This is a genomic window from Campylobacter sp. BCW_6871, from assembly GCF_001762325.1.
In the GTDB taxonomy this organism is placed as follows: Bacteria; Campylobacterota; Campylobacteria; order Campylobacterales; family Campylobacteraceae; genus Campylobacter_D; species Campylobacter_D jejuni.
The window spans coordinates 25,334-40,269 of the sequence record NZ_MJWQ01000037.1 but is presented as its reverse complement, the minus strand read 5'-3'; the positions used below and the strand labels follow the sequence as shown (position 1 = coordinate 40,269).

Here is a 14,936-nt window from a genome sequence, read left to right as displayed (position 1 = left end):
TTAAAATAAACCAAGGAGAAAAAATGAAGTTAAGTATCAATAAAAATACTTTAGAATCTGCAGTGATTTTATGTAATGCTTATGTAGAAAAAAAAGACTCAAGCACTATTACTTCTCATCTTTTTTTTCATGCTGATGAAGATAAACTTCTTATTAGAGCTAGTGATTATGAAATAGGTATCAACTATAAGATAAAAAAAATCCGCGTAGAATCAAGTGGTTTTGCTACTGCAAATGCAAAAAGTATTGCAGATGTTATTAAAAGCTTAAACAATGAAGAAGTTGTTTTAGAAACCATTGATAATTTTTTATTTATAAGACAAAAAAGTACAAAATACAAACTTCCTATGTTTAATCACGAAGATTTTCCAAATTTTCCAAATACAGAAGGAAAAAACCAATTTGACATTGATTCAAGTGACTTAAGTCGTTCTCTTAAAAAGATATTACCAAGTATTGATACAAACAATCCAAAATACTCCTTAAACGGTGCATTTTTAGATATAAAAACAGATAAAATTAACTTCGTAGGAACTGATACAAAACGCCTTGCAATTTATACTTTAGAAAAAGCAAATAATCAAGAATTTAGTTTTAGTATCCCTAAAAAAGCTATCATGGAAATGCAAAAACTTTTCTATGAAAAAATAGAAATTTTTTATGATCAAAATATGCTTATTGCTAAAAATGAAAACTTTGAATTCTTTACAAAACTTATCAACGATAAATTTCCAGATTATGAAAAAGTTATACCAAAAACTTTCAAACAAGAACTTAGCTTTTCAACTGAAGATTTTATAGATAGTCTTAAAAAAATCAGCGTTGTAACTGAAAAAATGAAACTTCATTTTAACAAAGATAAAATCATCTTTGAAGGTATAAGTTTAGACAATATGGAAGCAAAAACAGAGCTTGAAATTCAAACAGGAGTGAATGAAGAATTTAATCTTACTATAAAAATCAAATATTTACTTGATTTCTTAACTTCTATAGAAGAAGAAAAATTCACTTTAAGTGTAAATGAACCTAATTCAGCATTTATAGTCAAATCCCAAGGACTATCAATGATTATCATGCCTATGATTTTATAATAAAACAAGTAAAAGATAAAGGAAAAATATGCAAGAAAATTACGGTGCAAGTAATATTAAAGTTCTAAAAGGCCTAGAAGCTGTTAGAAAACGCCCGGGTATGTATATAGGAGATACAAACATAGGCGGACTTCATCATATGATTTATGAAGTTGTGGATAATTCTATTGATGAAGCTATGGCAGGACATTGTAATACTATAGATGTAGAAATCACTACTGAAGGAAGCTGTATAGTTAGTGATAATGGTCGTGGTATTCCTGTTGATATGCACCCAACTGAAAATATGCCAACTTTAACTGTTGTTTTAACTGTCCTTCATGCAGGGGGAAAATTTGATAAAGATACTTATAAAGTTTCAGGCGGTTTGCACGGTGTTGGGGTTTCAGTTGTAAATGCACTTTCTAAAAAACTTGTAGCTACAGTTGAAAGAAATGGAGAAATTTATCGTCAAGAATTTTCAGAAGGTAAAGTTATCAGTGAATTTGGTGTGATAGGAAAAAGTAAAAAGACAGGAACAACTATAGAATTTTGGCCTGATGATCAAATTTTTGAAGTGACTGAATTTGATTATGAAATTTTGGCTAAAAGATTTCGTGAACTTGCATACTTAAATCCAAAAATCACTATAAATTTTAAAGATAACCGCGTAGGCAAACATGAAAGTTTTCACTTTGAAGGTGGAATTTCTCAGTTTGTTACAGACTTAAATAAAAAAGAAGCTTTAACTAAAGCAATTTTCTTTAGCGTAGATGAAGAAGATGTGAATGTTGAAGTAGCTTTGCTTTACAATGATACTTATAGCGAAAATTTATTCTCTTTTGTAAATAATATCAAAACTCCAGATGGTGGAACACATGAAGCTGGTTTTAGAATGGGCTTAACTCGTGTAATAAGTAATTATATAGAAGCAAATGCAAGTGCTAGAGAAAAGGATAATAAAATCACGGGTGAAGATGTGCGTGAAGGTTTGATCGCTGTTGTAAGTGTAAAGGTGCCTGAACCACAATTTGAAGGACAAACCAAAGGAAAACTTGGTTCAACTTATGTGCGTCCTATAGTTTCAAAAGCAAGTTTTGAGTATTTGACTAAATATTTTGAAGAAAATCCTATCGAAGCTAAAGCTATAATGAACAAAGCCTTAATGGCAGCTAGAGGAAGAGAAGCAGCGAAAAAAGCCAGAGAATTAACGCGTAAAAAAGAAAGTTTAAGCGTAGGAACTTTACCAGGGAAATTAGCTGATTGTCAAAGTAAAGATCCAAGTGAAAGTGAAATTTATCTTGTGGAAGGGGATTCTGCAGGAGGTTCTGCAAAACAAGGTAGAGAAAGATCTTTCCAAGCTATATTGCCTTTGCGTGGTAAAATTTTAAATGTTGAAAAAGCAAGACTAGATAAAATTTTAAAATCTGAGCAAATTCAAAATATGATTACCGCTTTTGGCTGTGGTATAGGTGAAGATTTTGATCTTTCAAAACTAAGATATCATAAAATCATCATCATGACAGATGCGGATGTTGATGGATCACATATACAAACCTTGCTTTTAACTTTCTTCTTCCGTTTTATGAATGAACTTGTAACAAATGGACATATTTATTTAGCACAACCGCCTTTATATCTTTATAAAAAAGCTAAAAAACAAATTTATTTAAAAGATGAAAAAGCTTTGAGCGAATACCTGATAGAAACGGGAATAGAAGGTTTAAATTATGAAGGTATAGGAATGAATGATTTAAAAGATTATTTAAAAATCGTTGCAGCTTATCGTGCGATTTTAAAAGATCTTGAAAAGCGTTTTAATGTGATTTCTGTGATACGCTATATGATAGAAAATTCAAATTTAGTTAAAGCAAATAATGAAGAATTATTTAGTGTAATCAAACAATTTTTAGAAACACAAGGACACAATATCTTAAATCATTATATCAACGAAAATGAAATTCGAGCTTTTGTTCAAACTCAAAATGGCCTAGAAGAACTTGTGATCAATGAAGAACTTTTCACTCATCCACTATATGAAGAAGCAAGTTATATTTTTGATAAGATTAAAGATAGAGGCTTGGAATTTGATAAAGATATTTTAGAAGTTCTTGAAGATGTTGAAACCAATGCTAAAAAAGGTGCTACTATACAACGCTATAAAGGTTTAGGAGAAATGAATCCTGAGCAACTTTGGGAAACCACAATGGATCCAAGCGTAAGAAGACTTTTAAAAATCACTATTGAAGATGCACAAAGTGCAAATGATACCTTTAATCTCTTTATGGGTGATGAGGTTGAACCAAGACGCGATTATATCCAAGCACACGCTAAAGATGTAAAGCATTTGGATGTGTAAAATTTATCATTGAAGAAATCATTTCTTCAATGAGTTTTGTTTTGTAAGAGTATAGCTAGAGGAATTCTTCTTCTTGTATCGTATTTTTCTCCATAATATTTTTCAAGATAATTTAAAATTTTTTCTTCATCTTCAGGTTCTATTTCCCAAAGTCCTTCACTATCTTGCATCCATCTTATAGCTGCTAACCAAGCTTTTCTACTTGCATGCATATTAGTAATGAGATTGGATCCATGACAAGCTAAACAATTTGCTTCCACTAAAGGTGAATCAGGATCGATAATCAATCCTGTATCAGGGTTAATTTCAAGATTTTGAGCCCAACTTGCACTTAAAAACAATGCTAAGATCAATATAATTTTTTTCATACTTAAACTCCATAAACATTAACTCTATGGCATGCATTATTGATATATCCTCCTGGATTCCACTGTGCTAAAACCATAGGTTGACTGTTACCTTGACTATCGATAGCTCTTGCCCAAATTTCATAATATCCTTTTGTTGGTATTGATATTTGAGCACTCCATTTTTGCCATGCTAATCTATTTAATGGTTTTTCTACCTTTGCTTTAGTCCATGTTACGCCATAATCATTGCTTACATAAACTTCACTAACTTCAAGTTCTCCAGCCCAAGCTTTACCTCTAACTTCAAATTTTTTATTTGCTTTTATTTCAGAACCATTTTTGATATTAGTAATTACAGATCTTATAGGCATTGATTCTATGATTTTCATCTCGCCTTTATAGTTAAAATCTCCTGGTTTTACCGGATTTACAGGAACTTTATAAGAACCTTCCATTTTTTCACCATCATGAATTTTATTTCTTACTGAAATTTTATAAAGCCATTTACCGCTTGTACTTGCAGGGTAACCACCACAAACAAGTCTAAGTGGATAGCCATTGACTAAAGGAATATCTTTGCCTTCATAAGCCCAAGCTATTAGAGTTTCATCTTGTAAAGCTTTAGAAATAGGAACTCCTCTACTAATAGGTGAAGTTTCTTCACCATTTAATTTTGTATCTATGCCATAATATCCGATATAAACCGCATCATTTTTGATGCCACAATCTTTTAAAATATCTTTTAAACGCACTCCTGTCCATCTACCGCAAGCTACTGCACCATAACCCCATTGAGTTCCTTTTGTGCTAGGTATAACTTCGGATCTACCATTTCCACCGCATTCAACTGTTAAGGCATAAGTATAGGTTTTAAATTTCTTTTTTAAATCTTCTATGGTGTAAGATTTTTTATTGATAATGCTTTCTCCATCGATTTCTAAAGTCCAACCTTTGTGAAGTCTTTCTTTTATCGTTTCTAGGCTTGGTGGTAAGCCATTATTTCTAACAAAGAAATTTTCAGGTTTAGTAAAATCAGAATCAAGAGCATAAATTTCAGTTTCTGCTGTTAATGGTTTTTCGCCATGGTAGATAAGATCTTTTTTACCTTCTATTTTAAAATCAGGCAATTCTTTTGCCAAAGCCTTACTTCCTAAAAAATTCTCAAAAGAAAAATTTGACAATACACTAATGCCAAATAAACCAAGTCCTATATTTTTTAGAAAGTCTCTACGATTTTCTTTTTGATCGTTCTGTTTCATTGAAATATCCTTAAATATTTATATAATCTTTTATTTTATTATAAATTTTAAAAATTTAAATAATTAATATAATTAATTATTTAAATTAAAAAAATTAATTATTTTTATAATTTTACATATTAAAATAAAATCATCATATGTTCGAGTTTTATTACATTTTAACTAAGTTTTTTCTACAATTAAATTTTTAAAATTATTTAAGGAATGATTTTGACTTTACTTACTAATCCTATCATTATCAGTGTTGTTTTGATGACTTTACTTTGTTTGTTTCGTTTTAATGTGCTTTTGAGTCTTTTGATCTCAGCTCTTGTTGCAGGTGTATTTTCTCATCTTGAACTCGTAGATACTATGAATATACTTATAAGCGGAATGAAAGAAAATTTAAAAACAGCTCTTAGCTATATACTCTTAGGGGCCATTGCCGCGGCGATTTCAAAGACAAATTTAACTGCATATTTGATTAAGATAGTAAGTCATTTTATATCCCATAAAAAATATTTATTGCTTTTGTCTATAGCTTTGATTTCTTGTTTTTCTCAAAATTTAATTCCTATTCATGTGGCTTTTATACCTTTGTTAATTCCACCTCTTTTAAGTCTTTTTAATAAACTTAAAATCGATCGTAGAGCGGTTGCTTGTGCTTTAACTTTTGGACTTACTACGCCTTATATGGTTTTGCCAGTAGGCTTTGGACTTACTTTTCAAGATCTTTTAAAAGATAATTTAAATGCAAATAATGTAAGTGTATCTTTAAATGATGTTACAAATACTATGTATTTTGCTGCTATTTGTATGATAGCAGGACTTTTTCTAGCGCTTTTTGTGTTTTATCGTAAGCCAAGAGAGTATCAAGAAGTAGAAATTGCTAAAGTGGATTTAGAAAATCTTGAAATGACTCGTAAGGAATGGGGCGTTTTAGCTGGGCTTGTTTTAACTTTAATTTTGCAAATTTTGACTATGAATTTACCTTTATCAGGGCTTTTGGGTTTTGTTTTAATGGTTATTTTGGGTGGAGTTGAATTTTCAAAAGTCAATGAAGTTTTTGATGATGGGCTTAAAATGATGGGTTTTATAGCTTTTGTTATCCTTGTTGCTGCAGGATATGGAGAAGTTTTAAAAGAAAGTGGATCAGTAATAGATCTTGTAAATTCAGTCGTTCCTTGGATGGAGCAAAGTAAATTTTTAGCAGTATTTTTCATGCTTTTAATAGGACTTATCATCACTATGGGTATAGGTACTTCTTTTGGAACTATACCTATCATAGCTACGCTTTTTTGTCCTATTTGTTTGGAGCTTGGTTTTAGTACAGCACTTATTATATTTATCTTAGGAGTAGCAGGAGCTTTAGGAGATGCAGGAAGTCCAGCCAGTGAAACAACCATGGGAACTACTGTAGGATTAAATGCTGATAAACAACACGATCATATTAAAGATACTTGCATACCAACTTTTATTTTCTATAATGGCCCATTATTGATTTTAGGTAGTATTATCGCCATGTTTTTATAATTTTTGCAAATCTATTAAAATATTTTTTAATTTATTTATTTTTAAGATAAAAATTATATCGATTTTAGAAAAATGTATGCTATAATCCTTATAAAGCTAACAAAATTTAAATCAGTCTTATAAGGAGAGCAAAATGGATTTAGAAAATATCCTAGAAAATAATCAAAGCATAGGTTTATATCACCCAAAGAACGAACACGATGCCTGTGGTATTGCTGCAGTTGCTAATATACGCGGTATTGCTTCTTATAAGGTTATTTGTGATGCTTTAGAAATTTTGATGAATCTTGAGCACCGAGGTGGTGCAGGAGCTGAAGAAAATTCAGGTGATGGGGCGGGGATTTTGATTCAAATTCCACATGATTTTTTTAAAACTCAAGAATTGGGTTTTGAACTCCCTAAAAAGGGTGATTATGCCGTAGCACAGATGTTTTTATCACCCAATACTGATGCAAAAGAAGAAGCAAAAGAGATATTTTTACAAGGTTTAAAGGATAAAAAACTTGAATTTTTAGGTTTTAGAGAAGTGCCTTTTAATCCTAGTGATATAGGTGCAAGTGCTTTAAAAGCTATGCCTTATTTTTTACAAGCCTTTGTAAAAAAACCAAGTAAAATAAGTGCAGGACTTGAGTTTGAAAGAGTGCTTTATAGTACGCGTCGCCTTATAGAAAAAAGAGCTATTAATGTGCCAAAATTTTATTTTTCAAGTTTTTCTTCACGCACCATAGTTTATAAAGGAATGCTTCTTTCAACTCAATTGAGCGATTTTTATCTTGATTTTAAAGATGTCAATATGAAATCAGCCATCGCTTTGGTGCATTCTCGCTTTTCGACTAATACTTTCCCAAGTTGGGAAAGAGCCCATCCAAACCGTTATATGGTGCATAATGGAGAGATTAATACCATACGCGGAAATGTCGATAGCATAAGAGCTAGAGAAGGCTTGATGCAAAGTGAGTATTTTGAAAATTTAGATGAAATTTTTCCCATCATAGCTAAACCTAGCAGTGATTCTGCAATGTTTGATAATACTTTAGAATTTTTAGCTCTAAATGGTCGCACTTTAGAAGAAGCTTTTATGATGATGGTGCCAGAACCTTGGCATAAAAATGAAAATATGGAAAGCAAAAAGCGTGCTTTTTATGAATATCATTCTTTATTGATGGAGCCTTGGGATGGGCCTGCTGCTATAGTTTTTACTGATGGAGTGATTATGGGGGCGAGTTTGGATAGAAATGGTTTTCGTCCTTCAAGGTATTATCTTACAAAAGATGATATGCTCATACTTTCAAGTGAAACAGGGGCTTTAAAGTTAGATGAAAAAAATATTAAAGCCAAAAAACGCTTAGAACCTGGAAAACTTTTACTCGTTGATACAGCAAGAGGTAGGGTTATAGCTGATAATGAAATCAAAGAGCATTATGCTAATTCTAAGCCTTATAAAAAATGGCTTAAAAATTTAGTTGAACTTGAAAAACAAAAAAGCGGAGTTTATAAACATCAGTTTTTAAAAGAAGATGAGGTTTTAAAACTCCAAAAAGCTTTTGGTTGGAGTTATGATGAGCTTAAAATGAGTGTGGCTGCTATGGCTCAAAATGGTAAAGAAGCTATAGCAGCTATGGGTGTAGATACTCCTTTGGCTATACTTTCTAAAACTTATCAACCTTTGTATAATTATTTTAAACAACTTTTTGCACAAGTAACTAATCCTCCTCTTGATGCCATAAGAGAGGAGATTGTTACTTCTACAAGGATTTATCTAGGAAGCGAAGGCAATTTATTAAAACCTGATGAAAACAATGCAAAACGTGTAAAAATAGCCTTGCCTGTGATAAGCAATGAAGAACTTTTTGAAGTTAAGGCTTTAAATAAATTTCAAGTTAAAGAATTTTCTATACTTTATGATTATTCTAAAAAAACTTTAGAAAAGGCTTTAGATGAGCTTTGCGTTAAGATAGAAGATGAGGTTAAAAAAGGTGTTTCTATTATCATTTTAAGCGATAAAGGAGTGGATGAAAAAAACGCTTATATCCCCGCTTTGCTTGCTGTTTCTGGAGTGCATAATCATCTAGTAAGAAAAAATTTAAGAACACACACAAGTCTTATTATCGAAAGTGGTGAACCTAGAGAAATTCATCATTTTGCATGTCTTTTAGGTTATGGTGCGACTGTTATTAATCCTTATTTGGTTTATGAGAGCATACAAAAACTTATTGCCAATAAAGATTTAAATTTAAGTTATGAAAAGGCGGTAGAAAATTTCATCAAGGCAAGTTCAAGTGGCATAGTCAAAATTGCTTCTAAAATGGGAGTTTCTACCTTGCAAAGTTATAATGGCTCTGCACTTTTTGAATGTCTGGGCTTAAGCTCTAAAGTGATTGATAAATACTTCACTTCTACAACTTCACGCATTGAAGGTATGGATTTAGAAGATTTTGAAAAAGAGCTCATTGCTTTACATAAACATGCTTTTAACGATACGCATAAGGCTTTAGATTCTAAAGGAATTCATGGTTTTAGAAGTGCTAAAGAAGAACATTTAATCGATCCACTTGTGATTTTTAATCTTCAGCAAGCCTGTCGCAACAAAGACTATAAAAGCTTTAAAAAATACTCGGCTTTAGTAGATGAAAAACAAGTTAATTTGCGTTCTTTGATGGAATTTGATTTTAGTGAAGCTATCAGTATAGATAAGGTTGAAAGTGTAGAAAGTATAGTTAAACGCTTTAGAACAGGAGCGATGAGTTATGGTTCTATTTCTAAAGAAGCGCACGAGTGTTTAGCACGGGCTATGAATAAAATAGGTGCTAAATCAAATTCAGGTGAAGGTGGTGAGGATGAAGAACGCTATGAAATCAAAGAGGGTGTGGATAAAAACTCAGCCATTAAGCAAGTAGCAAGTGGGCGTTTTGGCGTGGATTTAAACTACTTAAGTCATGCAAAAGAAATTCAAATCAAAGTCGCTCAAGGTGCAAAACCAGGTGAGGGCGGACAATTAATGGGCTTTAAAGTCTATCCTTGGATAGCTAAGGCTAGACATTCTACTGCAGGTGTGACGCTTATTTCCCCACCTCCTCATCATGATATTTATTCTATTGAGGATTTGGCTCAACTCATTTATGATTTAAAACATGCGAACAAAGACGCTAAAATTTCAGTAAAACTTGTAAGCGAAAATGGCATAGGAACGGTTGCTGCAGGTGTGGCTAAGGCAGGCGCGAATTTAATCCTTGTTTCAGGTTATGATGGAGGTACGGGTGCAAGTCCTAGAACTTCTATACCGCATGCTGGAATTCCTTGGGAGTTAGGCTTAGCTGAAACGCATCAAACTTTGATCTTAAATAAGCTTAGAGATAGGGTAAGATTAGAAACTGATGGAAAGCTTATGAATGGGCGTGATTTAGCCATAGCAGCACTTTTAGGAGCTGAAGAATTTGGTTTTGCAACCGCGCCTTTGATTGTTTTAGGTTGTACAATGATGAGAGTTTGTCATCTAAATACCTGTCCTTTTGGTATAGCCACTCAAGATACAGAACTTAGAGATCGTTTCAAAGGCAAAGTAGATGATGTGATTAATTTCATGTATTTTATAGCCCAGGAGCTTAGAGAATACATGGCAAGGCTTGGTTTTGAACGCCTAGATGATATGATAGGTCGCGTGGATAAACTCCGCCAAAAAAGTGTGCAAGGTAAAGCAGGAAAGCTAAATTTAGATAAAATTTTAAAATCCTTGCCTACTTATAATAGAACCGCTGTGCATTTTAAAGATTATAAAGACAATAAACTTGAAAAAACGATCGATTATAGAATTTTACTTCCGCTTTGTAAAAATGCTGTGGAGAAAAAAGAGCCTATCAAACTTTCTTTAGAAGTAGGAAACCAAAGCCGTACTTTTGCGACTATGCTTTCAAGTGAAATTTTAAAAACTTATGGAAAAGATGCTTTAGATGAAGATAGTATCCATATCAAAGCTATAGGCAATGCAGGTAATAGCTTTGGGGCGTTTTTGTTAAAGGGTATTAAACTTGAGATTATAGGCGATAGCAATGATTATTTAGGCAAGGGTTTAAGTGGTGGCAAAATCATAGCAAAAATTTCAAATGAAGCCACTTTTTCACCTGAAGAAAATATTATCGCAGGAAATGCTTGTTTATATGGAGCTACAAAAGGTGAAGTGTATTTAGATGGTATAGCAGGGGAAAGATTTTGTGTAAGAAATTCAGGAGCTTTGGCTGTGGTTTTAGGAACAGGTGTGCATGGTTGTGAATATATGACAGGTGGAAAAGTTGTAGTTCTTGGAGATGTGGGTGCGAATTTCGCTGCTGGTATGAGTGGGGGCGTTGTTTATATCTTTGGAAGACACAATGAAGCTCATGTAAATACCGAGCTTGTGGATATTAAAGATCTTAATGCCAAGGATGAAAAAGAATTAAAAGCCGTGATAGAAAAACATATCGCTTATACAGATTCTAAAAAGGCTAAAGATATCTTAGAAAAATTCGATAAAAAAGACTTTTTTAAAGTCATGCCAAGAGATTATGAAAAGATGTTAAAAATGCTTGATCTTTGTAAAAATGAAAAAGATCCAAATTTAGCAGCATTTTTGAAAATCACACAATAAATTTTTATTAGAGGAGAAATTATGGCTGAAATGAAAACAGAAAGAAAAAGTGTTTTAGATTATCTTTCTAAAAATAAATTTTTAATCCCAATGTATCAAAGACCTTATGCTTGGACATTAGAAGAATGTGAACAGTTGTGGAATGATATTGTTACTTTTTTTAATGATGAGGATAGAAAACCTGAAGATGAATATTTTTTGGGTAGTATTGTGATGTATAAGCAAAATAATCATCAAAATATTATAGATGGACAACAAAGAACAATATCTTTAAGTTTGTTGTTAAAAGCTTTATATGTAAAAGCTTTTAAAGATAGAAGTGAAGAAACAAAAAATCTTGTGGCAATGCTTGAAAGCTGTTTATGGGATATTGATGATATTAGCGGAAAAGCAGACTATAACGCGTCACATTTAGAAAGTGATGTTATTACGAAAGAAGATGAAGATATATTAAAACAAATTTTGACTAATGAATATAGACTAGAAAATAATGATATTGAAACAAAGATTAAAAAAGTTAAATCTAATTATGAGAAAAATTATTTATTTTTTCTTTTAAAATCTGATGAATTTGCAAAAGAAAATCCAACTAAATGGGAAAAATTTTGTGTAGTTTTATTAAAATCTTGTATTTTGCTTCCTATAGAATGCGAAGGTTATGATGAAGATTCTAGGCTTGAGAATGCTTTAAGAATTTTTAATACTTTAAATAATAGAGGAATTCCACTTAGTGATTCTGATATTTTTAAAAGTATTATTTTTAAAAGCAAAAAAACTTTAGAAAGAAGAAAAGAATTTGCAAATAAGTGGAAAGAACTTGAAGATAAAAAAGATATGGATTTTATATTTAGAAATTATATGCATGTTATTCGTGCTAGAAATAAAATTAAAACAAGTGAAATTGGTTTAAGAGTTTTTTTTACTAAAGAGTACAAGAATATTTTACAAGATGATAATATTATAAGTGAAATTGAACAGCTTAGTAAATTTTGGAATGATGAATTTAGTGATTTATATAATAATAGGTCATATCAATTTTATGAAGTTTTAAATGAGTTACCAAATGAATATTGGAAATATTTAGATAGTGCATATTATATGTATTGTCAAGATAAAAAAATAAATTATTATAAAAACCATGAGAATTTTTTAGCAAAAATAATTGCTAATTTTTTAGTAAAACTTATCAATAAGCCGACTATTGCAGAAGTCAAACCAATTGTTTTTAATGCATATACATCATTATATTCTAAAGGAGAACTAAATTTTCAGACAGATTCAAAGCAAATTTTAGAAAATGAGATATTGTTTAAAGAACAGTTTTTTAAAGCAAATAAACTTATTCCAGCACTATTAACTCTTAATCTTTATATAAAATATCCGAATCAAAAAACTGATATTAAAGCTGAAATTGAACATATTTTCCCAAAAACTACACAATGGAGACCAAGTTATACAGGTTGGGATAAAGAAGAAGCAAAGTCTTACATTGAATCCATTGGTAATAAAATGTGGCTCGAAAAAAGATTAAATATTAAAGCAGGCAACAATTATTTTGATGATAAGAAAGAAAAATATAAAGAATCAAACTTTTTAGAAGCACAAGAATTATCCAAGTATACTAAAAATGATTGGCTAAAGGAAGATATTGAAAAGAGAAATGAAGAGATTTATAATAGATTAGTAGACTTTTTTAAGCAAAATATTGATTAGTTTTAAGGAGTAAAAATGGGAAATGCAAGAGGTTTTTTAGACTTTAAAAGAGTGGATTTTAAAAAAACTGCTCCTAAAGAAAGGGTTTTAAATTACAAAGAATTTACTACACCTTTGGATAAAAAAGAACAAGAAATTCAAGGTGGGCGTTGTATGGATTGTGGTGTAGCCTTTTGTCATACGGGTGTGATGAGCGAAGGAAAAGATGTGGGCTGTCCTTTAAACAATCTCATTCCTGAATGGAACGATCTTATTTATCGTTCTTTATGGAAAGAAGCTTATGAAAGACTTGATCTTACCAATCCTTTTCCTGAATTTACCGGTCGTGTTTGCCCTGCTCCTTGTGAGGATTCTTGTGTGTGTGCGATAAATGGCACAAGTGTGAGTATCAAAAATAATGAATTATCCATTATAGAAAATGCTTTTAAGGAAAATTTAGTAAGAGTAAATAAACCTAAGCAATACAATGGCAAAAAAATCGCTATCATAGGAAGTGGGCCTGCTGGGCTTGCTTGTGCCAATACTTTAAATTCACTAGGTTATAAAGTAAGTGTTTTTGAAAGAAGCGATAAAATAGGCGGACTTTTGATGTATGGCATCCCTGATATGAAGCTTGATAAAAGTATAGTTCAAAGACGGGTGGATTTGCTTAAAAAAAGTGGGATTGAATTTAAAGTGAATGAAAATATAGACAGCAAAGATAAGGTTTCAAAACTTCTAAAAGAATTTGATGCTTTGGTGCTTTGTACAGGAGCAAGTAAGCCTATAGATCTTGATATAGAAGGTAGAAAGCTAAAAGGGGTTGAATTTGCCCTTGATTTTTTAACGCAAAATACCAAAACTTTGTTAAAAACAGGCAAGGGTGCAGATACAGCCAAAGGTAAAAATGTCTTAGTTATAGGAAGCGGGGATACAAGTGTGGATTGTATCGCTGTAGCGACAAGACAAGGGGCTAAATCTATAGTGCGTTTTGAAAGAAGTCCAAAAAGACCTTTGCAAAGAAGCCAAAACAATCCTTGGCCTTTAAAAGCTGACATTTTTACTACTGATTATGGTTTAGAAGAAGCCATTGCTGTATATGGCAAAGATCCTAGGGAATATCAAAAAATGACAAAGAAATTTTTAGGAAAAACTCATGTAGAAGGTGTTGAAGCAAATGATTTAAAACGCGAGTTTAAAGAAGGCAAAGCTATAAATGTTGAAATTTCAAATTCTAAAAAAACTTATAAAGCGGATTTAGTGCTTTTAGCTATGGGTTTTAGCGGGTGCGAAGAAGCTATCGCTAAAAATTTTGGAGTGAAATTAGATGAGAAAAACAACATAAGCACAGAAAAATTCCAAACCACTCATAAAAAAATCTTTGCTTGTGGAGATGCTAGAAAAGGACAATCTTTAGTTGTTTGGGCTATAAAAGATGGTATAGAATGTGCTTTGAGTTTGCATCAAAATTTAGCAAAATAATCATAAAAGTTTAAAACTTTTTCGGTGGAGTTTACAAATTCCAAATTTAGCTATAAGTTCTTTATGAGCTTTTGTGCCATAGGCTTTGTTTTTTTCAAATTCATAACAAGGAAAGTCTTTAGCTAAGAAATTCATCACCCTATCTTTACTAACTTTTGCAAGTATGCTAGCTGCACTTACTTGCAAAATGCTAGCATCGGCTTTGATTTGTGTTTTTATCCCATTTATACCTAGGTTGGTATTTCCATCATATAAGAAGTTATTTTCTGTTTTAAAATGCTTTTTTATAAGCTTTAAGCCTGTTTTTAAACAAGTGCTTAAGCCTAGTGCGTCGATTTGTTCTGAAGAAAAAGCAAGTATGAGATAGTTTGAATTTTTGATGATGATTTCATAAAGTTCTTCGCGTTTTTTTTCGCTTAGTTTTTTAGAATCGCACAACCCATCAAGTTTTTTGTTCAGTTTGCAAGCTGCCATCATCATAGGACCTGCCAAAGCACCACGTCCTGCTTCATCAATACCAATTAAATTTATGTCAAATTCGTTTAAAAGTTCTTTTGTGTCAAATAAAGTTTTCAAATTTTTCTAAAAAGA

General features: G+C 31.5%; 9 protein-coding genes. 6 read left to right on the top strand and 3 right to left on the bottom strand.

Features of this window, described 5'->3' with window-relative positions; all coding sequences use genetic code 11:
* Positions 1-23 precede the first annotated feature (23 nt).
* Positions 24-1,091 carry a DNA polymerase III subunit beta gene (dnaN, locus tag AJ930_RS03385; protein ID WP_070274836.1) on the top strand — a complete coding sequence of 356 codons (1,068 nt, stop codon included), beginning with the start codon at positions 24-26 and terminating at the stop codon, positions 1,089-1,091.
* A 28-nt stretch (positions 1,092-1,119) separates the two neighbouring features.
* Positions 1,120-3,429: a DNA topoisomerase (ATP-hydrolyzing) subunit B gene (gene gyrB, locus AJ930_RS03380; RefSeq protein WP_070274835.1), complete on the top strand. Its 2,310-nt coding sequence runs from the start codon at positions 1,120-1,122 to the stop codon at positions 3,427-3,429.
* A gap of 26 nt (positions 3,430-3,455) precedes the next feature.
* Here the strand turns inward: gyrB and sorB are convergent, their stop codons facing one another.
* Both sorB and sorA read right to left on the bottom strand, forming a co-directional pair.
* Entirely contained in the window at positions 3,456-3,797 is a 342-nt protein-coding gene (gene sorB, locus AJ930_RS03375; RefSeq protein ID WP_002853099.1) for a sulfite:cytochrome c oxidoreductase monoheme cytochrome C subunit, read from the bottom strand.
* A gap of 2 nt (positions 3,798-3,799) precedes the next feature.
* The gene (gene sorA, locus AJ930_RS03370) at positions 3,800-5,038 is read right to left on the bottom strand and encodes a sulfite:cytochrome c oxidoreductase molybdopterin oxidoreductase subunit (RefSeq protein WP_002853131.1); all 1,239 of its coding nucleotides are present in this window, start codon (positions 5,036-5,038) and stop codon (positions 3,800-3,802) included.
* A gap of 204 nt (positions 5,039-5,242) precedes the next feature.
* Here sorA and AJ930_RS03365 point away from each other — a divergent pair, with 204 nt between their 5' ends.
* The 4 genes from AJ930_RS03365 (at position 5,243) to AJ930_RS03350 (ending at position 14,345) form a co-directional block, all read left to right on the top strand.
* Positions 5,243-6,550: a Na+/H+ antiporter family protein gene (locus AJ930_RS03365; protein ID WP_070243337.1), complete on the top strand. Its 1,308-nt coding sequence runs from the start codon at positions 5,243-5,245 to the stop codon at positions 6,548-6,550.
* Between the two features lie 133 nt (positions 6,551-6,683).
* Positions 6,684-11,171, top strand: coding sequence for a glutamate synthase large subunit (gene gltB / locus AJ930_RS03360; protein WP_070274834.1), 4,488 nt, complete (start codon positions 6,684-6,686; stop codon positions 11,169-11,171).
* 21 nt (positions 11,172-11,192) lie between these two features.
* Entirely contained in the window at positions 11,193-12,884 is a 1,692-nt protein-coding gene (locus tag AJ930_RS03355; RefSeq protein WP_002870067.1) for a DUF262 domain-containing protein, read from the top strand.
* A 15-nt stretch (positions 12,885-12,899) separates the two neighbouring features.
* Positions 12,900-14,345: a glutamate synthase subunit beta gene (locus AJ930_RS03350; RefSeq protein WP_070274833.1), complete on the top strand. Its 1,446-nt coding sequence runs from the start codon at positions 12,900-12,902 to the stop codon at positions 14,343-14,345.
* Here the strand turns inward: AJ930_RS03350 and AJ930_RS03345 are convergent, their stop codons facing one another.
* Complete coding sequence (locus tag AJ930_RS03345; RefSeq protein ID WP_002866799.1) at positions 14,346-14,921, bottom strand: ribonuclease HII; 576 nt, start codon at positions 14,919-14,921, stop codon at positions 14,346-14,348.
* Positions 14,922-14,936 lie beyond the last annotated feature (15 nt).

What these genes read in the sequence shown, in the direction of transcription:
- AJ930_RS03355 (WP_002870067.1), top strand. Translation starts at nt 11,193, where the DNA reads ATGGCTGAAATGAAAACAGAAAGAAAAAGTGTTTTAGATTATCTTTCT.
- AJ930_RS03350 (WP_070274833.1), top strand. Translation starts at nt 12,900, where the DNA reads ATGGGAAATGCAAGAGGTTTTTTAGACTTTAAAAGAGTGGATTTTAAA.
- sorA (WP_002853131.1), bottom strand. Translation starts at nt 5,038, where the DNA reads ATGAAACAGAACGATCAAAAAGAAAATCGTAGAGACTTTCTAAAAAAT.
- sorB (WP_002853099.1), bottom strand. Translation starts at nt 3,797, where the DNA reads ATGAAAAAAATTATATTGATCTTAGCATTGTTTTTAAGTGCAAGTTGG.
- gltB (WP_070274834.1), top strand. Translation starts at nt 6,684, where the DNA reads ATGGATTTAGAAAATATCCTAGAAAATAATCAAAGCATAGGTTTATAT.
- gyrB (WP_070274835.1), top strand. Translation starts at nt 1,120, where the DNA reads ATGCAAGAAAATTACGGTGCAAGTAATATTAAAGTTCTAAAAGGCCTA.
- dnaN (WP_070274836.1), top strand. Translation starts at nt 24, where the DNA reads ATGAAGTTAAGTATCAATAAAAATACTTTAGAATCTGCAGTGATTTTA.
- AJ930_RS03365 (WP_070243337.1), top strand. Translation starts at nt 5,243, where the DNA reads ATGATTTTGACTTTACTTACTAATCCTATCATTATCAGTGTTGTTTTG.